Origin of the sequence: Sneathiella sp. HT1-7, assembly GCF_020731145.1 — a bacterium.
Classification (GTDB): Bacteria; Pseudomonadota; Alphaproteobacteria; order Sneathiellales; family Sneathiellaceae; genus Sneathiella.
The window spans coordinates 1-21,698 of the sequence record NZ_JAJFZN010000004.1; the positions used below are offsets into that span (position 1 = coordinate 1).

Genomic DNA, 21,698 nt, shown 5'->3' on the forward strand with positions numbered 1-21,698 from the left:
TAACCGGAAGGACATCAAACCCCTTCCAGAAAAACAAAATTACCGCGGGGTGGAGCAGCCCGGTAGCTCGTCAGGCTCATAACCTGAAGGTCGTAGGTTCAAATCCTACCCCCGCAACCAAATAATACAACGGCTTAGCAGGAAACTGCCGAGCCGTTTTTTGTTGACCGGAAGCATAATGGAAGCATAAAAGTATTTTTGTGCAATTTGATATCAAAATCTCCAATACGTTTTAAATATCTCAATGACCGTGGAAAAGGTTAAATTAATCGAAACTATTTTCTATTAATGATAGCGTCCAAAAATAAGACCTGTTACCTTCCTTTGTATTGCTGATTGAAGTGAAATAGTATGCACGGTAATTTGATGGCATCGAGTAAGGGAAGTGAGCCACTGTCGAATTAAAATATCTAAATCACTTTATTTGGTATCCAAAAAACAAAAAAATCAGTAACCATTTGTTTGGGGAGAAAGGTGGAGCCATGATAGCCTCAAAGCATCTGATAGCGCTGCTACGAAGCCATATCGATGGCGACAATGAGCAGTTCTTGTCTGTGGCTATGCAGGTTGCGGCTCATGAAGCGCGTCAGGGGCATGGTAATCTTGCGCAGCAACTCCGAGATTTAGTCGATGAGGCACGCTCACTTAAGCAAAGCCGGTCAAGCAGGCCTGTGCCTTTTGCCCAGCCCAAGGGCGATCTTGCTGCACTCATTTCGGCCAGCTATTCGGAAACACGTTTGTCCAGTATGGTATTACCGACGGCGCTAGAACAGCGCCTAAAGCGTATAATTACAGAGCAGCGGCAGCAACATAGACTCGTCGAGCACGGCCTGCACCCAAGACGGAAGATATTGCTTATTGGCCCGCCTGGATCAGGCAAGACGATGACGGCTGCGGCTCTGGCAGGCGAGCTTACATTGCCACTTTTCACAGTTGTTTTCGACTCTCTAATCACCCGGTTTATGGGTGAAACAGCGTCCAAACTGAGGCTCGTTTTTGACGCTATGCTTCAGACAAGGGGTGTGTATTTTTTCGACGAATTTGATGCAATCGGCGCCCGTAGAGCTGAACGCAATGACGTTGGAGAGATCCGGCGGGTGCTGAACTCATTTCTTCAGTTTTTGGAGAATGACAACAGCGAAAGTCTCATTATTGCCGCGACAAATCACCCTGAATTGCTTGATCCAGCCCTTTTCCGGCGGTTCGATGATGTCATCCACTACGATTTGCCTAACCCTTCCATTGCCTCAAGCATTTTGAAAGCACGTTTGTCAGGATTTGATACTAAAGGTATGCAGTGGAAGGATGTCGTAAAAGAAACCTCTGGGTTGAGTCAAGCCGAGGTTTCACGGGCCGCTGACGAGGCGGCAAAGCGGGCAATTCTCGCTGAACGTACTAAAGTTACGCGTGATGATCTATTGGGAGCAATAGCCGAACGCAAAGCGTCTACTGAACGGTAATTGGAGGCGCAACGTATGGCAGGAGAAGATCAACGCCCACTTCCACATATTTATTTACCCGCACATGGCGAGAGAGAAGATTTCACATCGCCACAAAGCGGTGGGGGCGGCGTAACAATCCCCCAGCGGAACCGTGAGCAACACGCCCAGCGGCTTGATCAAATGCTTACAGTAGCTGTTGACGTGGCTCAGGAGCGGATCGTCAATCGTGATCTTGAAATCAGTGGCGGCACGCCGGGCTTCTATCTTGAATTTGCGCTCCCACAATCTCAGCAGTCTATGCTGGATAAGCTGGAAAATAAACGAGGAAGAGAGCACATCGAATTAGTGGCCGCACGGCCGTCCATCGATGATCCAAATCTCATCAAGGCAACTGTGTTTGTCCCCGAATCAAAGCGTGAGTACTATCTAAGCAAAGTTCGCGCTTATAGGGAAGAGGATAATATCCGGTACCAGAAGGACGATGAGGGTAACTTCATACAAGATGAAGCTGGAAATCGCGTTGAAAAATCCCGCCGCCCCAAGAACGAAGACTTGGTTGCTTCATTGGAAACGGTGAGGATTGCAGAGGCGGAGTCACTTTACACGGATGATCTACAATTATTTCCGGCGGCGGGGCAGGAAGTCTGGTGGGAGGTATGGCTAAGAAATGATGGCCGCCCGATTCTGGAACATGCTGCGGGTCAACTCGATCTGATGACAAAAGAGCATTCCGTGACCTTTCCCGAACGGGAGGTGGTCTTACTTTGCGCTGCCCCAGAATCAATTGGTCTGATCATTGCCAATACCGATGCGATAGCCGAGCTTCGAATGGCACGGGATACTCCGTCCTTCTTTATGGAGATGAACGGAGCAGAACAGATTGAGTGGTCACAAGAGCTTGCTGGTCGAATTGTTGCGCCGGGAGTAAATGCTCCTGCCGTATGCTTGCTCGATAGTGGAACCACGCGTCGTCATCCACTCATTACTCCCGCTCTTGCAGAGGAAGATCAGCAGGCTTGGAATGCTGACTGGAACGTTGAAGATGTTGGTGCTCAGTGGCTCGGGCACGGCACTCAGATGAGTGGCGTAGCACTATATGGTGACCTGATAGATGCGCTTGTGGCAAATGGGCCGATTGAACTTTCTCACCGACTCGAATCCGTAAAAATTCTCCCTGATCATGGTGCCAATGATCCTGATCTATATGGCTATATTACGGCCGCTGCTGTGGGACGCACAGAAGTTCAGGCGCCTGAGCGGCCCCGAGCCTATTGTCTTGCTGTCACTAGCGTGGGCGATTATTGGCGTGGCAGACCGTCTTCATGGTCCGCTGCGTTGGATGACCTTGCATATGGCGATGGAGAAGATCAGAGACTGATCGCAGTTTCCGCAGGTAATATTCGAAACTACTACCCGGCAGGAGAATACTTAGATCAGAATGATACCGCAGCTGTAGAGAATCCTGCTCAGGCATGGAATGCGCTTACTGTCGGTGCCGTCACAGAGAAGATCACGATTACAGACCCTGATTTCTTGGGATGGCAGGCAATGGCTCCTACAGGAGACCTTTCACCCTCCAGCCGGACATCGGTAAGCTGGCATCACGATTGGCCCATCAAGCCCGACGTTGTATATGAAGGCGGCAATCATGGTGTCGATCCGGCGACCGGTAACAGCGATCATATTGACGATTTGGCTCTACTAACGACATTTAACCGGCCCGAAGAGCGGGCGTTCACCGTAACCGGCGACACGAGCGCTGCTACTGCGCAAGTTGCCCATCTGGCTGCACAGGTTCTTTCCGGCCGACCAGAATTATGGCCAGAGACTGTCCGCGCATTGATTGTTCATTCTGCGGAATGGACTCCGGCAATGCTACGGCATTTACCGGCCCACCCGAACCAAGGTGATCAACGTCTTATCTTGCGCCGTTATGGTTATGGTGTGCCAAGCCTTGATAGGGCGCAGCGCAGCTTCAACAGTGACGTGACACTGGTCGTAGAATCTGATTTGCAGCCTTACCTTCTTGAAGGGTCACGGACAAGCAGCTGCGATATGATGCTTCATGATTTACCATGGCCAATCGACAAGCTCAACGAGTTAGGCGAAACACCAGTAGAGATGCGTGTCACGCTGAGCTATTTTGTAGAACCCAATCCGGGTGAGCGAGGCTGGACGAAACGGCATCGTTATGGTGGGCATGGCCTGCGCTTTTCTGTCAAGCGCCCGGAAGAGAGCATTGATCGATTCCGTTGGAGAGTTAATGCCGCTGCGCGTGAAGAAGATGAGCGCGTCGGCAGAGCTGGTAACGATGAGGGCTGGGTACTTGGCCCACGGCTTCGCGATAGAGGGTCGCTACATTCTGATGTTTGGCGTGGTACGGCTGCTGATCTTGCTAACCGCCATGCTATTGGGATATTCCCTGTCGGAGGATGGTGGCGCGAGAAGCCAAGGTTAGATCGAGCTAATCGCCGTGTACGATATGCTCTGGTTGTGAGTCTTCGAGCTAACGTGGATATCGATCTTTACACAGAGATTGCTAACGCTGTTGGTATTGAGGTCGATATAGATACGTAATAAATTTGTTATTACTGTGCAAGATATTGATTTGTATTTGAAAATATTTAGTTTGAGAGAGAATATTTCATACATAATTGTTACGATATTTATTTTTAGTGAATGTGAGTTCGTTTCATTTTCTATCTTGAAATAAACACATACCGCCTTTCCGCCTTTTTGAGCTTGGAATAAAAATATTCCGTATCCCGGCAAAGGCTTTCGTACACCAGCTTTTGAACAGTCTCGGGTAGGGTTTCCGGGGACGCCGCTCGCCGATCCTCCAGTATCGCCGCATAGGAGGCGGAAAGGCCGGTTATTTGCCGCCCCAGCATCTCGGCATGTTCATGCCGGATTATCTCTTTCACGGCGCTCGGAGAGGCGTTGCAGGACATTTCAAAGAGGTCGAAACGCATTTCATGTTGAACCCGGTCCCAAAGCGGATCAATGGGCCAGCGGGCGCGATTGGTATCGCTCGACGGGATGCAGTATCGGATGGCGGATAGCGTTTCCTGCATCAAATCGCCGAGCTTATCGTCAAGGTCAGTCCATTTGCGGATATCCCATCGATCTTTGAGAAGCTTTTTGCCTGCCCGGCATTCAACCCGCCAGACTTGGGAAGCATCCCTGTCTTGCGGATCAATCGGCGGGAGTCCGTCCGCTTTCAGATTGGCATTCCAGATTTCCCACCATTCCGCTTTTCGCTTGGCGATAACGTCTGCCCGCTTGTCATAAATGGCGATCTGCCGTCCCGGCATCTTACCAATGCGCACGCCCGTCACGCGGCCCGAGCGGCCATGCACTTCCATTTCATGATTATCAATGCGGCTGCAACGTGAATGCATGACAAAATGCTCCGGGAAAAGCTGAAAGCCGGGGATGAGAAAATCAAGGCAGCAATCGACGCGGCCAATGCTCTCCGCACCGTCTGGATAGGGCGCGCCAATCACTTCCATAAAGTCGAACAGTCGAGTCCGGACGCCGCCCAGACCATAGAGGGCGAGGGAAAGGGATTTGACCGATACCCGAATGCCCCATGGATCGCGGGGATTGGGCTTCCTGAAGAACCAAGTCTCCCCGTCCGGGCCTGTATCCACCCGGTAGGCGTAGCCGCCTTGTGCGCCACTTTCAGCGACATGCATCAAAGCGCCGTTATAGTCCAGCAACTGCGTCTCATGGGAGGCGGCAGCTTCTTCTTTTGCCGTTTCCAATAGCGCCGCTAGTTCTTCCGGAATGCGTGATTGGAAGGCGATATCCAGTCCGTCAAAGCCTTTGTGTATCAGTTTCATCATGATTTCCTCCTACTTACTTCGGTGTATTTCTGGAGGGGGGTGTTACAAGACCCCCCGTTTACGGAATTGTTCCGTTGGTTTGTGATAGTTAGTTTGCTGTTTGGTGCGCTCCGCGCAGGGGAAGTTTTTAGGGGTTTTGAGGGAGGGGGCCGGAAAGCATCCCCTCCCGTGGGAGACAAAACACGGGAGGGGTGAGGGCTCCGCTCACAACCAGCCCTTCTGAGCGGAGCAAGGGTCAAGACGCGGAAAATGCGGAGGTGTTGGAAATCAGCAAAGACTCGGACCACGCAACTAATTCCCTGCGGCGATATCGAATGGAGCGGGAAGAGACTTTGACAAACTTCGGGCCGCCACCGCGCACCCGCCAATTTTGAAGAGCGCGGACGGTGTAACCTAGAAATTCTGCCGCTTGTTGCTCATTAATGAGCTGGTCAGGATCATATTTTATGTCTTGAGTATTGGTCGGCTGCATCGGTGTTCCTTTCATCGTTAGTCATGTGATGAAAGAACCTTGACCCAGTAGCCTGTCTAAAAAAATGTCTATAAAAGGGATCGCAATTTATAGTTTTTAGACAGTGCGAGTGGGCTTATTTGTGTTTCGCAATGAGCGGATTGACGATATTCGCCATTGTCTTATCGCCAAGACCACGTTCGCCAATTTCATTATCTGGGTAGTTGGCAAGGACCCATTGCCGGATAGCGGGATAGTTGGATTTCATAGGGCCGGAGAAATCAAGCAGCCCTTCCTTATAAAGCGCGTGAAAGGCCTCATTGATTTGATTTTGTCGGCTGGGCCGCCCGATGCTTTTTTCGGATTCTTGGCTGCTGGGCAGCATGTCCGGCGGCGCAATACGAACGCCAACAAAGGTTATTCCGTTTGCGGATACGGTTCCTTCATGCCAGTCTACCCAGTCTTCCCATGTATCAGGCGGGAGGAGTTTGGGAGAGCTTTCCGGCTGACGAGGTGCCCGAAAGCCAATCGTTTGAATTTTTCCGGATATTAGAAGTTTGATAAAATCTGCCTCCCAATCGTTAATTATCTCCGGCGGGGCTTTTGGATAATAGAGCTCTCTCGCTTCATAGATATACGCTTCCGGCAGAAGCTCCGCAGCTTCTTCCAAGATAGGCCATATATCCGAGCCAATAGCTTGATCGTACCGTGAACGCTCTAATTCAGCTTGGCACGCAGTTTTATATTTTTCTCTGAGCGTTTCGTCTACATCGGTGATAATAGCAGCCTCGATTGGAATAGCGGATTTCCAAGTATCCCAATTTGTCATGTTCTTCGTTATCCTAATCGACGAGCAATACAGAGTAATGGTGTGATACTAACCGTTTGTCGATTGGAAATTCCAGCATCTTGAATGAAGCCGCGCCCCTGTATCGTTTCCTATTGTATCGAGCACGGTGTGAGTTAGGGGAATTTGCGCCTTACGTAACGATACGTATCCTATTCAATCGGCAAAATTCGATTGTAGCTGGTGTAGTATTGTATCGATATGAAGGACACTATTATCAATTTCGAGCGCTTGAAGATTTTTATTCTCTCGGTAAAGTACTCTGAATGATGGAAATATTTGAAGGTAAATTCCTGAAAGGTAACGAATGTCTTTCAAACTTCTGATAGTTGCGGGATTAGTCGGGTTGCTGGTCGCCTGCAATGGTGCAAACACGGATACAGCAGTGAAGGATGAGTCGCCGATGAAGGCGACGCTTTCAAACTACTTCTATCATCAACTGATGGCAGCCGCAGGTGTGGGAAAAGTAAGTGACAAATCTTATAATGCGGAGATCAAAATCGGCGACACTAACCCTTACAATAATGGAAGCTTAATTCATCAGTACAAGGCGATGGCCATGTGCGTGAGCTGGGATGTCAATACATCGTCGGACAAAAAGACGACGGAAAACGCCGAAACAATAGTAGAAACGAAAACTACTAATTTCCAAATCTTTGCGAGGCCAAAAGCGGTTGAGATTAGCAACAGTGATGATTGGAACGTCGCCGGTTTTAATTCGTTACGAAATTGCGAGCAAAAGAAATTGCAGAAAGAACTGAACTGTAATTGTCAACTGGTAGATCGAGACGATACTAATGTTCTCGAAATTCCTGATGATATTTTGCAGTTCGTTCAACCCAATAATATTTCCCAGTGAGTTGCTGGGATGGCTCGCGCCTGATCTGCCAACTACTGAGGCAAAATGAAAAGTTTTTTGATCATCTACAACGTGCTTTTGGTGATGTCGTTATTGCTATGGCCCATGCTTCTGATTGGGTCGGTATTTGCGTTTGATGCCCCCGGCTCAGAAAATTCGCTTTTAACGAAGATGTTTGTTTTCTCTATTGCGGTGTATCCAGTGGCGGCTCTGGTTGGCGGGATAGGGTTTTGGATAGCGCTCAAGAAAAATAGCCTATCGAGTATGAAGTCATTTTCTTGTATTTCGGCAATTTCTCCAATTTTCATTGTTTGTTCTATCGCTCTGTTACAAGTCGTTTGCGGGGGCGAATTCAGCTGTAGAATTTAGGGTTTTATGGCTGTAGCACTATATGCTTGATCCTTTCAACAGCCTCGCCAATTCACTCGATACGCGCTCGGCGGCGTTTTGCATGGGATCGTCGGCAAGGTGCGCATAGCGGGCGGTTGTCTGCACCTGACTGTGCCCCAGCAGCTTGCCGATCATGGGAAGGCTCTCGCCCGATCCGACGGCGATGGAGGCGAAGGAATGCCGGAGATCATGAAGGCGCACATCTTTGAGATTGGCCGCCTTTCTTATCCGCCGCCATGGTTTCTGCATATCCGTGATATGGGAACCGGGGAGTTTTCCGGTAATGACGTAGGGGTTATCCTCGATACGTTCGACATTTGCGAGAACCTCCAACGCCGCCGGGCCGAGATAAATCCGTTTCGGGCCCGTCTTTGAATCCGGCAGATACGCCGAATTGCCTTTTATGAAGTCCCATTTGAGGGTTTGTATCTCTCCAAGGCGGCAGCCGGTCAGGATCAAAAGCCGGATACAATTAATTGCCGATCGTGATTCAATGCCTTCCGCTTCCAGATCGGCAAGTGTCTGGCCAAGGCGGGAAAGCTCCTCACCGCTCAAATACCGCTCTCGCTTCTTCTCCTCATATTTTTTGACATGACGGCAGGGATTGGTTCCCTCGGGGCGAAGGCCCCAGACTTCCGCCTGATTGAACATGACCGAAAGAACGCCCAAGGTCCGGTTCGCCTGATAGGGTTTGTCCCGGTGCTTGTGATGCAGATCGGCGATATCGCTTCGCTGCACTTCCTCCACCTGTACCGTTCCAAAGGCAGGCTTGATAAAAAGGTCCATGCAGCGGCGATATTCCTTCGCTGTGCTGTCCCGGCAATGAGAGGGGACATAATCCGACATAAACCTCTCGCAAAGTTCCGACACAATAGCCGCCCCGCGCTTGCGCTTGGCTTCTTCCGCAGGGTTTGCCCCATGGGCAACGCCTCCCAGCAGCTCACGGGCCTTGTCCTTGGCTTTTTCGGCGGTTACCGTCCCGTATCGCCCCAGCCCTTTCCGCCGGGTGCGCCCGCCGCCGTCCCGGTATTGAATGAGGAATGTCTTGCGCCCGGACGGCAGCACCCGCAAGCCATAGCCGGGCAGGGTTTCATCCCAGACAAAGTAGTCTTTCTCTTTCACTAAAAGGCCGTCAATGTTACGCTTGTTCAATCTCATATTCGCTTCCATTCCTCAATCTGGAAGCATAATGGAAGCAAGTGACAGCGAAAATCAAGATATTTATGAGAAGGCAAGAGTAACGATTATATATAATATCACAATTATAACAATGCTATATGTCTAACTATGCGACTAAATGCTAATCCGTGATAACATTAAAAAACTAACTCATAACCTGAAGGTCGTAGGTTCAAATCCTACCCCCGCAACCAAATTAAAAAGGGTCCCTTCAGGGACCCTTTTTTGTTCGGTGGCAAGGGCCAGGATGAAAAGCTTAGGGAAGTCCATCAAGGCTTTCCGAGGTTCGCGGCCAGCGCGAAGCGCGCCAGTCGCACGCATCACGGCGAAGCCGCGAGGACGCAAAAGCCGACTTCCGTAACCAATATTATTTTAGCCCGCCCTTCGGCGGGTTTTATGTTGTTTAGGGTGAGTATCTTTAAGTGCTGCTGTTGGTATCAGACGGCATGCCATGTGAAATTTAGATCTTCGCGGAATGCAAACCGGGCAAGATGTTGGGCGATGATATCTTGCAGGCGTTCAACTTCTGAATTGTCAGGAGTCACAACTGTCATTGTGAGCATGGTTTCATCGGCAGCCAATCTGCACTCTCCCATTGGAAAAGTGATTTTTCCGGCCTGTTTGTCAAAAGATACCTGAATTTTATGAGCGAAATGCTTGCATAGTTGCTGCAAATACTTCTGGGCGTTGGGAGTATCGATACTACAGATACTTTTTGTTGGTGATATTAATTCAGTCATTTCTATTCTCTACTAACTTGGCGGCTGCATCGATTGCAGCGGCTATATTTAGAGCGGATTGCTCATCAAGATTTTTCTCTTTCAGGCGAAGGCGTATTGCGATTTTTAAGTTTTTCACAGCCTGAAGAATAGGGCCCGGAATTCGTACTGAATCTGGCCCTACACGTGTCAATAGGGCCTCTGCCGCCGTACGGTTTGCTGTTAGGAATGCATGGCCCTCTTTTGTAATACCATAGCTTTTTCGACCGCCAGAACTCGCTGTGTCAATTGAGGTGTATCCCATGTCGTTAAGCCAGGCGAGGGTCGGGTACATGACACCGGGACTCGGCGAGTATGCGCCGTCAAATCTCTCTTCAATCAATTTGATAAGCTCGTATCCGTGCCGAGGTTCTTCGGCGATCATCATAAGAACAAGAAGGCGGAGTTCCCCATAGTCGAAAAGGCGGCCACCGCTGCGATGGTGCCGTCTTTTTTGGGAAGTATGGTCCGACATTTTATCTGGGTGGTCGGATCGGCAAACGTCCTTTTGATGGTTGTCTATATTTTTCATAGTTCCGATATATATTTAGATATATCTAAAAACAAGATATATCTAAAAAAATTTAGTTGCTGGTTTGATAATGAAACAGGAGGGCTGGCTATTATCAGCAGGAGTATTTTGAAGCAAAGCGGACAGCATTGGCAAAGGTATCGGTATTATCCGCGGTGATAACAAAGGCCCCATTGCCACCAATGATATGGTCTTTGAATGCGAGTTCAAGGTCATAGTTGTTGGGTAGACCGGAACAATAGCGGCAAAGAATCGCAAGGCCATTGATTGTGATACCGGCAGCAATAACTTCCTGCCGTGCCAGTTCAATTGGCGACCCATCCCAATTATTGGCGCTATCTGCGAAAATATCGATAAGGCTCTTTCCGAAGAAGAATGGCATTGTAATCGCGTGCTTTTCTCCGTTGCCGCCTTGCTATCGGTAAATTGACGCGGCTATAGTAGCGCTGAAGTGAAACGACAAGATTTATGCCTCAAGTATGGGGTGAGACGGAGGAAAAGTGGTGAGTATTCCTGATGTAGTCCCAATCGGTGTTGAGTTGCTGGACGAACCAATTCTGAACAAGGGCACGGCTTTTACTGTTGAGGAACGAGAAAAATACGGCCTGCTTGGCCTGTTGCCGCCGCATGTTGAAACCCTTCAGGAACAGACGGACCGCGCATATGACGCGCTCAAGGCGAAAGATACCGATCTGGAACGGCATATCTATCTCCGCGCGCTTCAGGATACGAATGAGGTACTTTTCTATAATCTGGTGATTAGCCATGTGGAAGAAATGATGCCGCTGATCTACACCCCGGTGGTGGGGGAGGCATGCGAAAAATTCAGCGAGATTTACCGACGTCCGCGCGGATTGTTCATTTCATATCCGCATCGGGATGAAATCGATAAAATACTCGATAACGCGATGAACGAAACAGTCGAGGCAATTGTCGTCACCGATGGAGAGCGTATTCTCGGCCTTGGCGATCAGGGAACCGGAGGCATGGGAATTCCCATCGGCAAGCTCGCGCTCTATACTGCGGCGGGCGGGGTGGATCCCTCTGTTACCTTACCGATTATTCTCGATGTCGGGACCAACAATCAGGAACGGCTCAACGATCCGCTCTATATCGGTTGGCGGCATGAACGGATCAGCGGCGATGACTATTTTGCCTTTGTTGATCAGTTCGTGCAGGCGGTGAAACGCAAATGGCCAAAGGTTCTCTTGCAGTTCGAGGATTTTGCCCAGCCACATGCGGAGCCGTTGCTCGCTAAATACCGCGATCAGCTCTGCACTTATAATGATGACATTCAGGGGACGGCGGCCGTTGCGGCGGGTACCTTGCTGGCGGCCTGCAAGATGCTGGGCAAGCCACTTTCGGCCCATCATATCGCCTTCCTAGGCGCAGGTTCGGCGGGCGCGGGCATTGCTGAGCAGCTTATCCGCATTATGATGGATGAAGGGTTATCGGAGGCGGAGGCCCGGAAGCATATCTATATGGTCGATCGCTATGGTCTTTTACACAGTGATATGGATGGGCTGATGGAATTCCAGCAGCGGCTCGCGCAGGATCATGGAAGCGTTGCCTCCTGGTCGAGCGCGGATGACGGCAGCATCAGCCTGATGGATGTAGTGAAAAACGGGATGCCGGATATCCTTATTGGCGTATCGGGGCAGCATGGCCTCTTTACCGAAGAGATTATCCGCGAAATGGCAAAGAATACGGAGCGGCCGATTATCTTCCCGCTCTCCAACCCGACATCAAGGGCGGAGGCTGTGCCAGCGGATATTCTTGAATGGACCGATGGCAAGGCGCTGATCGGGACGGGGAGCCCGTTCGATCCGGTGACCTATAAAGGCGTGAGCCATCACATTGCCCAGAGCAACAATACCTATATTTTTCCGGGCGTCGGCCTTGGCGTGCTTGCCTGTGAGGCAACGCGTGTCACAGATAACATGTTCATGGCGTCATCAAAGGCGCTTGCGGCGCTGTCACCAGCGCTGACGGATCCAACCGCCCCCCTGTTGCCGCCGGTCTCCGACATTCGAAGTGTTAGCAAGGCAGTCGCGGTTGCTGTTGCCAAGCAGGCCGTAGCCGACAAGGTCGCCCCAGGGCGGAGCGATGCGGAGCTAGAGCGCTGCATTGAGGCAGCGGTCTGGACACCCGCATACAAAAAACTGACTTAAAACACGGATTTATAGAGGGTTATTTTATGGCATTCGATTACGCAGGGTATCAGCCAAAAGGGGACAAGAAGAATTCAGAATTCTTTGATGAGTTCCGCCTGAAAATATTTGAACGACGTAAATCCAGCGGGATAGAGGATCTTGTCGGTAATATGCGCTGCTTGGTCACGCAGGTGGATCCGGGAACCAGCCTTGCGACGATGATTGAGCTTTACGAGATGACCCCCTATCGCCACGCGGCGAGTTATATCGGCGAAACCCATAAGTTTCATGTGCTCCACAGTCGCCCCGTCTTTCCTGCCTTGATCCTGATGGAGCCTTTAAGCGGTGCATTCGAGGAATATATCACCCGCGTCAACCGGATGTATCCGCTGTCGCGCGCAACCCCTCACAGCCGCTACGTCGGGGAAATTTACGAAAGCAGAAATAACGACGAAATTCGCAAGACCCTTGAAGATCAGGCCGCAAGATTTGAGTATCATGGCGAGGTTGAAAATCCTTTCTATGCCGCCGATGGATTTCTCTTCACCATGCCGTCGGATTTTACCGGTAATCGCATTGGCTACAGCGGTCATGATTTTAACAATCCGGACAGTTTGGGCCTCGGCGGGCGGTATGAATTGTCCGCGACGGAGCAGGCACAGCTTGAGGCGGCGGCAGCATTCTCCGAAAGCTCGGGTGTTGGGGAGCTTCTCCTCGGGGTGGATCATATGGCGACCCGTATTCTCGCAGCAGATCGGGAAGATGCTATTCTCGAATTCCTCACCCATGTGCCTTATTATTTCTGGGGAGCCTATAACATCATGGATATGAATTCATCGACCAACGTCAATCGTAATGGCTCGGTCATGGATGACAAGCTTTCCCCGGCCAAGGTCTTTACCGCCAACAATACGCCTTCCTTCGTGAATAGCTTCGAGAACCGGCCCATGCCGACGGAGACTTTCGTCCGGAACTACGGTCGACGGATGCATCATATTGCGATTGAGGTACAGGACGGCGATCATGCGACGGGCGAAAAGAATGTCGATTTTGTTGTGGATGCGCTGAAAGAGAAGGGCGTGGCTTTTCTTGCCCATGTCGTTGGCGAGTGCAAGGATGAGCCAAACCTGAAGCAGATATTCTCGAAACATTCAAAAAATACCATCCTGATCACGGAATATGTCGAGCGGTGTCATGGCTTTGACGGCTTTTTCACCAAGGACAATGTCGCGGCGCTTACTGCGGCGGCGGGCCAGGATGAACAGTTCAAGCATGGACAGGTCTTCGACTGACGGGTTACTTTCCGAGAAATTGGTCAAAACAGGGACAGGGGCGGCGCATCATGGCACGTAATATCTTTTTCGGAATATCCGTAGCAGGATTGCTCCTGATCTTTCTCGTGCAGTTTTTCTGGCCGCCGGTCATTCATCTGCTTTGGGTGCTGATCCCCTATATCCTGCTGGGCTTTTATGACATGCATTTCGCGCATCATAACGTCCTCAGAAATTATCCGGTGATTGGTCATTTGCGATACGCATTTGAATTTATCAGCCCGGAAATACAACAGTATTTTATTGAGACCAACGAAAGCGGTCGTCCCTATAATCGGCAGCAACGCAACCTTGTTTATGCGCGCGCGAACCGGGGTCTGGATACCCAGCCTTTCGGGACGCAATGGGACATCACCGATGTCGGGTATCAGCGGGCAAGCCACTCGCTGGCACCCAAGCATGTCGATCCGAGTAAGGGCAGAGTTCTTGTCGGCGGTCCGCAGTGCAAGAAACCTTATAATGCGTCACGCCTGAATATTTCCGCCATGAGCTTTGGCGCGCTCAGCGCAAACGCGATCCATGCGCTCAACGCCGGCGCGAAAATAGGTGGTTTTGCTCACAACACGGGGGAAGGGGGGCTCAGCCCGTATCATCTCGCGGGGGGTGGGCATATCATTTGGCAGATTGGCACCGGCTATTTCGGTTGCCGCACGGCGGAGGGGAATTTTGATCCCGAGAAATTCAAGGCCGCCGCAAATCGCGACGTGGTCAAGATGATCGAGATTAAACTCAGCCAGGGGGCGAAGCCGGCTCATGGCGGAGTATTACCTGCGGCTAAGGTGGATGAGGAAATCTCTAAAATTCGCGGTGTGCCCATGGGTAAGGATGTTCTTTCTCCTCCTGCTCATTCCGCATTTTCCTCGCCGGAGGGACTGCTTCATTTCATGGAGGAATTGCGGAACATGACCGATGGCAAACCTGTCGGGTTCAAGCTCTGCATTGGACGTCGCAGTGAATTTATGGGCATCTGTAAAGCCATTCTGAAAACCGGTATTCAGCCTGATTTCATCACCGTTGACGGGGCAGAAGGCGGCACCGGTGCGGCCCCACTTGAATTTTCCAACCGTCTTGGCGTTCCCATCGATGAGGCATTGATTTTCGTTCATAACTGCCTGGTCGGAATTGGTCTTCGCAAAGAAATCCGCATCATCGCCAGCGGTAAGGTCGTCACCGGTTTCGACCTGATGGAAAAAATAGCCCTTGGCGCGGATATGTGTAATGTCGCGCGGCCGATGATGTTTGCGCTTGGTTGTATCCAATCGCTCCGCTGTAATACCAATACATGCCCGACAGGGATCGCCACGCAGGATCAAACGCGCGCACGCGCCGTGGATATCCCAACCCGGCGGGAGCATGTCGCCAACTATCATGACGCGACGATTGAGAGTTTCCGCGAGTTATTGGGAGCCATCGGTCTTGACGATCCCGAAGATCTGACTCCGCATCATATATTCCAGCGGGTTGCCGATCATACAGAACTGTCGACCGATCAGATCTATGAGTATCTTGATGAACGGGAATTGCTTTCGGATACAATCCGGCCAAGCTATCAGAACGACTGGAATAGCGCTCGCGCAGAGGCTTTTTGACCCTATTGCAGGATTGCGGCGTCTTTCAGGGCGTTTGAAATTTCTGTCACCGTGACCACCCCGACGAGGTCCGCCGCGGTTTGCGCATTCGGGGCCGTCGATACGAGCGCGATATCGGCTTTGTTCTGGTCAAGAATTTGCAGTACGTCAATCATACCGTCTGTCTCGGCGACAATGACGTAATTTTCCGGCTTGCCGACAGAGAGAGTTTCCTCTGGACGGGTCTTATCAACAAAGCGCCGCTCTGTCTTGATGATCCGTCCTTCCCGTGTCCAGACAAAGATACCGGGACTATTGGGTGGAATATCACCCTCCGTCAGGACGATAAAGGTACGGGTCATGATATCTTTGACCTTTTTCGCCGCCAGGAACGCAGAATTCATGCCTTCCGGTACCGCATGACCGCGCCGATTAAGCTTAAGGGTATAGATACTGGCCGGAGATAAATGTCGGCGCACTACATAGGCGGAGGCCGCTGTGAGGATGGTTGGCAAAACAGTGTTGTGGTCGCCTGTCATCTCCGCCAGCATGACGACGCTGGTAAAAATTGCGCCTGTGGTTGAGCCAATCATCGCTGCCATACCGGCAATCGCGAAGACCGGGATACCAACGTCAAGTACCGGAAAGATCATATGCATAACACTGCCGAAGGCCGCGCCCAAAGTCGCTCCCATAAATAGCGAGGGTGAGAACACGCCGCCGGAGGCGCCGGAACCGAGCGTCAGGCAGGTCGCAATCATTTTCAGGACGAACAACAGCAGCAGGAACCACGGATCAGAGAGGGCATTTGTCAGGACATCCAGAATGGTCGCATAGCCAACGCCCTGCACATAGAAATGCCCGGCATAAAGCTGCATAAGATAGATCATCACCCCGACCAGCCCCATACCCAGCATATGGCGGCTGTAATAATTGCCGGGCATGGCGTCGAATTTGTCTTCTGCCCAATAGATAGCCCGCACGAAGACCGTGGCCGCAACACCGCAAATGAGGCCGAACGGCAGGAACAGGATCAGGCCCCAGTTTGCGCCAATCCCGAATTCAGGGATCTGTAACGCGGGCACATCGAAGCTTGGGGTCATACTCAGAAGTTGTCGCCCGATATAGGTGGCCAAAATTGTCGATGTGACGACAAGAAAAATACTCTGTGCGCTGACGGATACCAGCAACAGTTCGACCGCAAACAATATGCCGCCAAGTGGCGCGTTGAAGGTAGCGGCAATTCCGGCGCCGGCCCCCGCCGCTACGAGGATAACCCGCTGATGCGCAGGCATGGAAACCCAGCTTCCCATCATAGAGCCGAAGGTGGCGCCAATCTGGATGATAGGCCCCTCCCGTCCGATGGCACCGCCGCTGCCGATGGAGAGGGCGGACGCGATGGATTTCACGACCACGACAACGGGCCGGATATGTCCGCCGTTATAATAGATTGCGTCCATTACCTCAGGCACGCCATGACCCTTGGCCTCCGGCGCGAAGGTCTTGACCAGCCAGGCGACGCCGACCGCGCCAACCACAGGCACAAGAATGACCCACGCGCCCCAAATATCTGTGGCGGTGTGAATATTGGCGTCATAATGGAAATCGAATTTCTGCAAAAAGAGGAGATTGTGGAAAAAGCCGATCAACAGCCGGAAAATCCATGCCCCGATACCGGCGATAACCCCGACAAAGATAGCAAGCACACATAACAGCACAATGCTGCGATTTTCAGTATCCGGCATTTACTTCCCTTAAATATACATAATGGCGGCCATCATAGGGATTTTAACATAGGGATAAAGTGTTTAAAGGGCCCTAATTTTGGATGCTGGTTTAAATTTTCCTCTTTCTGTTGAAATTTGTCTCTGTTCCCCCTCATTATGAGGGTCCTTGATTGAGGAGAAAACCAGATGTCCGAGCCCTTACCGTCCTGGCGCAATGCGAATGTTCCGAACCCTATCCGGAGCGAGATGGAGACCTTGCGCCAAAAGCTCGATCTCGATGTACCGGCAAAAAGGGACGTGAGCCGCAATCTGCTGATCGCGACCTGGAATATCAAGGCCTTTTCCTCCCTCACCGAGAAATGGCTGGCCGGCGATGATGACATTCCGAAACGGGATTATCGCGGCCTCTGGGCGATTACCGAAATTATCTCGCGCTTTGATGTCATAGCCCTTCAGGAGATAAAGGGTGACTTAAAAGCACTTCGCACCATGATGAAGACACTGGGTCCGAATTGGCAATTTCTGATGACGGATGTCACCCGTGGCGACGCGGGGAATAGCGAGCGCATGGGCTTTATCTTCGATAGCCGTCGGGTGCAGCTTTCCGGGCTCGCCGGTGAACTTGTCATCCCCGAAGATGGTGTCATCGGGAGTGGCGCATTGCAGCGCCAGTTCGCCCGCACGCCCTATGCGGTCAGCTTCATTGCGGGCAAGGATACCTTTATCCTGACTACGCTGCATGTCGATTTTGGCGCGAATTCAGCGGGCCGTATCCCGGAGCTGACAGGCATAGCCGAATGGCTCTATGAATGGGCGGGGCAGGCAAATTCCTACGGACAGAATTTTATCGCCCTCGGTGATTTTAACATCGACCGCCATGGCGATGCACTTTGGCAGGCGTTTACGAGCAGCGGTCTGACCGTTCCGCCTGAGCTTCATGGCGTAAAGCGCTCCATTTTCGCGAAAGATAACGATCCGCAACTTAAGAAATATTATGACCAGGTTGCCTGGTTTGAAAGTGGCGGCAAGCGGAAGCTTAATCTCGACTATGTGACGGCAGGCAGTTTTGATTTCGTGCCGTTGATCTATACCGAGACAGATTTCACCAACGCCACGAAACAGCACCGCCTGTCCGATCACTACCCGCTCTGGGCGGAGTTCAACTGCCGGAGTTAGCGGCTAACCGTAAACAGCAGTCCCCCAGAGCTGGTTATGGGTATAGCGGGCGCCATGAGCGAAACCGACGGGGAGGATTTTCTCAATCTCCGCCAGATCAGACGCCGTGAGATTCATGGCATCCGCCTCTGCGCATTCCTGCAAGTGATCCGCACTTCTTGTGCCAGGGATCGGGACCATATCGCCATCCAGCGCGAGTACCCAGGCAATAGCGAGGGTGGCAGGCGTAACGCCCTTATCCGCGGCCATGGCGTTGAAAGGTTCAAGTGCCTTCATGTTGTAGGTGAAGTTCGGCTCGATAAAGCGGGGATTGTTCTTCCTGAAATCCGTGTCCTTGAAGGTCGATGGGTCGAGAGGTTTCTGGCTGAAGATGCCGCGTCCGACGGGAGAGAAGGGAACGAAGGTGACCCCGAGTTCCTGACAGGCCTGCACCATGCCAAGTTCGGGCATCCGGGTCCAGAGGGAGTATTCGCTCTGTACGGCCATGACCGGATGCACCGCATGAGCACGGCGAAGGGTGGTCGGTGCAATCTCTGAAAAGCCGAAACCGCCGATCTTGCCTTCCTTCTTGAACTTGACGAGCGTTTCAACCACTTCTTCAACCGGGCGGGTCTGGTCCTGCCGATGGATATAGTAGAGTTCAACATGTTCGACACCAAGGCGCTTGAGCGATTTCTCAAGTTCACCGCGTAAGTAGTCTTCACTATTGTCAAATGTGCGTTCCGTAGCGCCGGGTTCACGTTTGATGCCGCCCTTGGTCGCAATCTTGAAGAAGTTCGGATGGTCCTTGATGAAGGCGCCGATAACCTCTTCCGACTTACCCGCACCATAGACATTCGAGGTGTCGAGAAAATCAACCCCGAGATCCATGGCTTTCGCCAGCGTCGCATGGCTTTCCTTGATGTCAGTTGCCCCGTAAAAACCTGCAAAACTCATACAGCCAAGGCCAACAGCCCCCACCATCAATCCGTCACTTCCAAGCGGTCGCTTCTGCATATAACAACTTCCTTTTTTTCAGCGTCTTGTTTTTTATCCAATAATGTTACTATGTTAGGATCACGGCGCAAGCGGATAAAAAAATAAATAGAAGGGACCGACCCCATGCATAAACTTGAATTTTTCTTTGATTGTTCCAGCCCCTGGACGTATCTGGCTTTTGAAAGCCTACAGCAAATGCTGACGCGCCATCCTGATCTTGAGGTAGCCTATCGGCCATTTCTGGTGGGGGGCGTATTCAATACGGTAAACCCTTCGGTTTATGCATCGCGAGAGAACCCGGTGATCCCGAAGCAGCGTTATGGCAAGAAGGACCTGCAAGACTGGGCCGAGTATGTTGGCATCAAGATCATTCCGGCATCCGATCTGAAGGTTTTCCCCGTCAATAGCGTGAAAGCCATGCGTGGCGCTTTCGTCGCGATAGAGGAGGATTGCCTCGTTCCTTATGCCCGCCGGGTGTTTGAACGCTATTGGAGCGAGGGCGCAGATATTTCTCAGGAAGAGGAGTTGAACGGTATTATTGCCAATGTCGGGCTCGACAAGTTCGAATTCTACGACAAGATCAATGACCAAAAATACAAGGATATGCTGAAGGACAATACCACGGAAGTGATCGAGCGCGGCGGCTACGGCACGCCGACCATGTTCCTTGACGGCACGGATATGTATTTCGGCAATGATCGGTTCCCGCTTATTGAAGCGAAACTAAAATAATAATAAAGATATATAAGGTATTAAAATGATTGATCTTTATTACTGGCCCACACCGAACGGCTGGAAAATTTCCATCGCGCTTGAAGAAATGGGCATCGACTACCGCGTCGTCCCGGTGAATATCGGGAAGGGTGAACAGTTCGAGCCGGATTTCCTTAAAATCAGCCCGAACAACCGCATGCCCGCCATCATCGATCAGGACCCGGCCGACGGTGGGGAACCGATTTCTGTCTTTGAGACCGGTGCGATCCTGATCTATCTCGCGGAGAAGACGGGCAAATTCATGCCAAGTGATATTCGGGGCCGCAAGGAAGTGATTGAATGGGTAATGTGGCAGATGGGCGGTCTTGGCCCAATGCTCGGCCAGAACGGGCATTTCAAGTTCTATGCGCCTGAACAAATCCCTTACGCGCAGGAACGCTACTCAACGGAGGCACTCCGGCTTTTTGACGTGCTGAATACCCGGCTGGAAGGGCGGGATTATATCTGCGGGGAGTATTCCATCGCCGATATGGCCTGCTGGCCCTGGATCATTACCTATAAGCGGCAGGAGATTGACCTCGGCGAGTTTCCCAATATCCGCCGTTGGTATGACACCCTGAAATCCCGGCCTGCCCTCCGGCGGGGGTATGAAGTCGGCAAGGATATCAGCAAACCAATTGGAAAATGGAGCGAGGAATCGCGAAAACATCTGACAGCGCAGCGGCAACCAGCCAAATCGTAATTTTAACTGAATGAGCGATTTGACCGCTTATGTGAGCCTGTTTTTCAGCGCTTTACTCTCGGCAACGATCCTGCCCGGCACGTCAGAGGCGGCAATGGTGCTGCTCCTGAATGAAGGACAGGGCCTGCCCGTCCTGTTGTTTACCGTTGCGGTGATCGGGAATGTGTTGGGATCGGTCGTGAACTGGATTCTTGGCCGGTACTTCACTCATTTCAAGGACAGGAAATGGTTCCCGCTGAAAGAGAAACAATATGATCGGGCGGTGGGGTGGTTCGACCATTATGGGAAATGGACGTTGCTGCTTTCCTGGGCGCCGTTCTTTGGTGACCCGCTGACCATCGTCGCCGGGGCCATGAGGGTGCATTTTGGTTTTTTCTTGCTGCTGGTGACCCTCGGTAAGGCAGCGCGTTACCTGTTCGTTGTTCAGGCCGCGCTTGCCGTACTGGAATAGTTAGTCTGCGCCGTCAGCTTCGAGATACTGACCGGCCGTCCAGCCAACCATACCATTATACTGGATATTGCACCATTTACGTCGAGTCTCAACCTTGCGAATGGCGGTTGTTGAATTGCGCCATTCAAGATAGGGCATACCGACATGGCAGCCCAGATTGACAATGCCGTCAGTTTGGGCGGGCAGGGAACCTATCTTTTTACCCTTGAGAGACGGGTCTTTTCGAACATTTAGTGTGGCCCCTGGCTTCATATTGACCTTGAAATAATCGGGATTATCAATTTCAGCGTTCGCCGTGGAGGCGAGGGGGGCAATCGCGACACTTAGGCCGGCGGCCATAACGCTGATACGCAGGGCAGTTTTAACGGTAGAGATCGCTTTCATCGCAACAAATGCATCCTGTTTATGGCTCACAACACACCTCATCAGATTATTAATCTAAATTGACATTCCCCGATGATCAACAAAAGTTATTAAAAAACGGTTGTTAATAAAGGTTAACAATTTGTGAAATTAGGTTGGGCTGAGTTTATTATGATATTTTACACAGAT

At 51.3% G+C, this 21,698-nt stretch carries 20 protein-coding genes and 1 tRNA gene; 11 read left to right on the forward strand and 10 right to left on the reverse strand.

Annotated features, from left to right (window positions below; translation table 11 throughout):
• Nucleotides 1-43 precede the first annotated feature (43 nt).
• The 3 genes from LKE13_RS13555 (at nucleotide 44) to LKE13_RS13565 (ending at nucleotide 4,019) form a co-directional block, all read left to right on the forward strand.
• Nucleotides 44-120, forward strand: a tRNA-Met gene (locus LKE13_RS13555).
• Nucleotides 121-482: 362 nt separating this feature from the next.
• Nucleotides 483-1,460, forward strand: coding sequence for an AAA family ATPase (locus LKE13_RS13560; protein WP_227951921.1), 978 nt, complete (start codon nucleotides 483-485; stop codon nucleotides 1,458-1,460).
• Nucleotides 1,461-1,475: 15 nt separating this feature from the next.
• Entirely contained in the window at nucleotides 1,476-4,019 is a 2,544-nt protein-coding gene (locus tag LKE13_RS13565; RefSeq protein WP_227951922.1) for a S8 family peptidase, read from the forward strand.
• A gap of 122 nt (nucleotides 4,020-4,141) precedes the next feature.
• On the opposite strand, the gene LKE13_RS13570 is transcribed toward LKE13_RS13565, so the two are convergent.
• The 3 genes from LKE13_RS13570 to LKE13_RS13580 form a co-directional block, all read right to left on the reverse strand.
• Nucleotides 4,142-5,290, reverse strand: coding sequence for a hypothetical protein (locus LKE13_RS13570; RefSeq protein ID WP_227951923.1), 1,149 nt, complete (start codon nucleotides 5,288-5,290; stop codon nucleotides 4,142-4,144).
• Nucleotides 5,291-5,525: 235 nt separating this feature from the next.
• Nucleotides 5,526-5,762 carry a helix-turn-helix domain-containing protein gene (locus LKE13_RS13575; protein ID WP_227951924.1) on the reverse strand — a complete coding sequence of 79 codons (237 nt, stop codon included), beginning with the start codon at nucleotides 5,760-5,762 and terminating at the stop codon, nucleotides 5,526-5,528.
• 115 nt (nucleotides 5,763-5,877) lie between these two features.
• Nucleotides 5,878-6,570 carry a hypothetical protein gene (locus LKE13_RS13580; protein ID WP_227951925.1) on the reverse strand — a complete coding sequence of 231 codons (693 nt, stop codon included), beginning with the start codon at nucleotides 6,568-6,570 and terminating at the stop codon, nucleotides 5,878-5,880.
• A 325-nt stretch (nucleotides 6,571-6,895) separates the two neighbouring features.
• Here LKE13_RS13580 and LKE13_RS13585 point away from each other — a divergent pair, with 325 nt between their 5' ends.
• Nucleotides 6,896-7,447: a hypothetical protein gene (locus LKE13_RS13585; RefSeq protein ID WP_227951926.1), complete on the forward strand. Its 552-nt coding sequence runs from the start codon at nucleotides 6,896-6,898 to the stop codon at nucleotides 7,445-7,447.
• Nucleotides 7,448-7,834: 387 nt separating this feature from the next.
• On the opposite strand, the gene LKE13_RS13590 is transcribed toward LKE13_RS13585, so the two are convergent.
• The 4 genes from LKE13_RS13590 to LKE13_RS13605 all read right to left on the reverse strand — a co-directional run bounded on the left by LKE13_RS13590 (nucleotide 7,835) and on the right by LKE13_RS13605 (nucleotide 10,688).
• Complete coding sequence (locus LKE13_RS13590; RefSeq protein ID WP_227951927.1) at nucleotides 7,835-8,995, reverse strand: tyrosine-type recombinase/integrase; 1,161 nt, start codon at nucleotides 8,993-8,995, stop codon at nucleotides 7,835-7,837.
• 458 nt (nucleotides 8,996-9,453) lie between these two features.
• On the reverse strand, nucleotides 9,454-9,756 hold the full coding sequence (locus tag LKE13_RS13595) for a DUF2218 domain-containing protein (RefSeq protein WP_227951928.1): 303 nt from the start codon (nucleotides 9,754-9,756) through the stop codon (nucleotides 9,454-9,456).
• The gene (locus tag LKE13_RS13600) at nucleotides 9,749-10,249 is read right to left on the reverse strand and encodes a PadR family transcriptional regulator (RefSeq protein ID WP_227951929.1); all 501 of its coding nucleotides are present in this window, start codon (nucleotides 10,247-10,249) and stop codon (nucleotides 9,749-9,751) included. The genes LKE13_RS13595 and LKE13_RS13600 overlap by 8 nt, the downstream gene beginning before the upstream one ends.
• 151 nt (nucleotides 10,250-10,400) lie before the next feature.
• A complete protein-coding gene (locus LKE13_RS13605) occupies nucleotides 10,401-10,688 on the reverse strand; it encodes a DUF1194 domain-containing protein (protein WP_227951930.1) in 288 nt (95 codons plus the stop codon).
• A 121-nt stretch (nucleotides 10,689-10,809) separates the two neighbouring features.
• Between LKE13_RS13605 and LKE13_RS13610 the strand changes: the two genes are divergently transcribed.
• Genes LKE13_RS13610 through LKE13_RS13620 form a run of 3 tightly spaced genes read left to right on the forward strand, consistent with a single transcriptional unit; the run spans nucleotide 10,810 to nucleotide 15,379 of the window.
• Nucleotides 10,810-12,477, forward strand: a complete 1,668-nt coding sequence (locus LKE13_RS13610) for an NAD-dependent malic enzyme (RefSeq protein ID WP_227951931.1) — start codon at nucleotides 10,810-10,812, stop codon at nucleotides 12,475-12,477.
• Nucleotides 12,478-12,503: 26 nt separating this feature from the next.
• A complete protein-coding gene (locus LKE13_RS13615; protein ID WP_227951932.1) occupies nucleotides 12,504-13,751 on the forward strand; it encodes a hypothetical protein in 1,248 nt (415 codons plus the stop codon).
• Between the two features lie 50 nt (nucleotides 13,752-13,801).
• Nucleotides 13,802-15,379 (forward strand): FMN-binding glutamate synthase family protein, encoded by a 1,578-nt coding sequence (locus LKE13_RS13620; RefSeq protein ID WP_227951933.1) that lies wholly within the window; start codon nucleotides 13,802-13,804, stop codon nucleotides 15,377-15,379.
• Nucleotides 15,380-15,381: 2 nt separating this feature from the next.
• Here the strand turns inward: LKE13_RS13620 and LKE13_RS13625 are convergent, their stop codons facing one another.
• A complete protein-coding gene (locus tag LKE13_RS13625; RefSeq protein ID WP_227951934.1) occupies nucleotides 15,382-17,103 on the reverse strand; it encodes a chloride channel protein in 1,722 nt (573 codons plus the stop codon).
• 168 nt (nucleotides 17,104-17,271) lie between these two features.
• Between LKE13_RS13625 and LKE13_RS13630 the strand changes: the two genes are divergently transcribed.
• Entirely contained in the window at nucleotides 17,272-18,261 is a 990-nt protein-coding gene (locus LKE13_RS13630; protein WP_227951935.1) for an endonuclease/exonuclease/phosphatase family protein, read from the forward strand.
• A gap of 3 nt (nucleotides 18,262-18,264) precedes the next feature.
• Here LKE13_RS13630 and LKE13_RS13635 read toward each other — a convergent pair whose 3' ends face one another.
• Complete coding sequence (locus LKE13_RS13635) at nucleotides 18,265-19,257, reverse strand: aldo/keto reductase (RefSeq protein ID WP_227951936.1); 993 nt, start codon at nucleotides 19,255-19,257, stop codon at nucleotides 18,265-18,267.
• Nucleotides 19,258-19,362: 105 nt separating this feature from the next.
• Here LKE13_RS13635 and LKE13_RS13640 point away from each other — a divergent pair, with 105 nt between their 5' ends.
• From LKE13_RS13640 to LKE13_RS13650, 3 genes are read left to right on the forward strand one after another with little or no spacing between them, the layout of a single operon-like run.
• The gene (locus LKE13_RS13640; RefSeq protein ID WP_227951937.1) at nucleotides 19,363-19,971 is read left to right on the forward strand and encodes a 2-hydroxychromene-2-carboxylate isomerase; all 609 of its coding nucleotides are present in this window, start codon (nucleotides 19,363-19,365) and stop codon (nucleotides 19,969-19,971) included.
• A 25-nt stretch (nucleotides 19,972-19,996) separates the two neighbouring features.
• Complete coding sequence (locus LKE13_RS13645) at nucleotides 19,997-20,695, forward strand: glutathione S-transferase N-terminal domain-containing protein (protein WP_227951938.1); 699 nt, start codon at nucleotides 19,997-19,999, stop codon at nucleotides 20,693-20,695.
• 10 nt (nucleotides 20,696-20,705) lie between these two features.
• A complete protein-coding gene (locus LKE13_RS13650) occupies nucleotides 20,706-21,146 on the forward strand; it encodes a YqaA family protein (protein WP_227951939.1) in 441 nt (146 codons plus the stop codon).
• Here LKE13_RS13650 and LKE13_RS18790 read toward each other — a convergent pair whose 3' ends face one another.
• On the reverse strand, nucleotides 21,147-21,560 hold the full coding sequence (locus LKE13_RS18790; RefSeq protein ID WP_227951940.1) for an SH3 domain-containing protein: 414 nt from the start codon (nucleotides 21,558-21,560) through the stop codon (nucleotides 21,147-21,149). It lies immediately after the preceding gene.
• Nucleotides 21,561-21,698 lie beyond the last annotated feature (138 nt).

What these genes read in the sequence shown, in the direction of transcription:
- LKE13_RS13560 (WP_227951921.1), top strand. Translation starts at nt 483, where the DNA reads ATGATAGCCTCAAAGCATCTGATAGCGCTGCTACGAAGCCATATCGAT.
- LKE13_RS13565 (WP_227951922.1), top strand. Translation starts at nt 1,476, where the DNA reads ATGGCAGGAGAAGATCAACGCCCACTTCCACATATTTATTTACCCGCA.
- LKE13_RS13570 (WP_227951923.1), bottom strand. Translation starts at nt 5,290, where the DNA reads ATGATGAAACTGATACACAAAGGCTTTGACGGACTGGATATCGCCTTC.
- LKE13_RS13575 (WP_227951924.1), bottom strand. Translation starts at nt 5,762, where the DNA reads ATGCAGCCGACCAATACTCAAGACATAAAATATGATCCTGACCAGCTC.
- LKE13_RS13580 (WP_227951925.1), bottom strand. Translation starts at nt 6,570, where the DNA reads ATGACAAATTGGGATACTTGGAAATCCGCTATTCCAATCGAGGCTGCT.
- LKE13_RS13585 (WP_227951926.1), top strand. Translation starts at nt 6,896, where the DNA reads ATGTCTTTCAAACTTCTGATAGTTGCGGGATTAGTCGGGTTGCTGGTC.
- LKE13_RS13590 (WP_227951927.1), bottom strand. Translation starts at nt 8,995, where the DNA reads ATGAGATTGAACAAGCGTAACATTGACGGCCTTTTAGTGAAAGAGAAA.
- LKE13_RS13595 (WP_227951928.1), bottom strand. Translation starts at nt 9,756, where the DNA reads ATGACTGAATTAATATCACCAACAAAAAGTATCTGTAGTATCGATACT.
- LKE13_RS13600 (WP_227951929.1), bottom strand. Translation starts at nt 10,249, where the DNA reads ATGTCGGACCATACTTCCCAAAAAAGACGGCACCATCGCAGCGGTGGC.
- LKE13_RS13605 (WP_227951930.1), bottom strand. Translation starts at nt 10,688, where the DNA reads ATGCCATTCTTCTTCGGAAAGAGCCTTATCGATATTTTCGCAGATAGC.
- LKE13_RS13615 (WP_227951932.1), top strand. Translation starts at nt 12,504, where the DNA reads ATGGCATTCGATTACGCAGGGTATCAGCCAAAAGGGGACAAGAAGAAT.
- LKE13_RS13620 (WP_227951933.1), top strand. Translation starts at nt 13,802, where the DNA reads ATGGCACGTAATATCTTTTTCGGAATATCCGTAGCAGGATTGCTCCTG.
- LKE13_RS13625 (WP_227951934.1), bottom strand. Translation starts at nt 17,103, where the DNA reads ATGCCGGATACTGAAAATCGCAGCATTGTGCTGTTATGTGTGCTTGCT.
- LKE13_RS13630 (WP_227951935.1), top strand. Translation starts at nt 17,272, where the DNA reads ATGTCCGAGCCCTTACCGTCCTGGCGCAATGCGAATGTTCCGAACCCT.
- LKE13_RS13635 (WP_227951936.1), bottom strand. Translation starts at nt 19,257, where the DNA reads ATGCAGAAGCGACCGCTTGGAAGTGACGGATTGATGGTGGGGGCTGTT.
- LKE13_RS13640 (WP_227951937.1), top strand. Translation starts at nt 19,363, where the DNA reads ATGCATAAACTTGAATTTTTCTTTGATTGTTCCAGCCCCTGGACGTAT.
- LKE13_RS13645 (WP_227951938.1), top strand. Translation starts at nt 19,997, where the DNA reads ATGATTGATCTTTATTACTGGCCCACACCGAACGGCTGGAAAATTTCC.
- LKE13_RS13650 (WP_227951939.1), top strand. Translation starts at nt 20,706, where the DNA reads ATGAGCGATTTGACCGCTTATGTGAGCCTGTTTTTCAGCGCTTTACTC.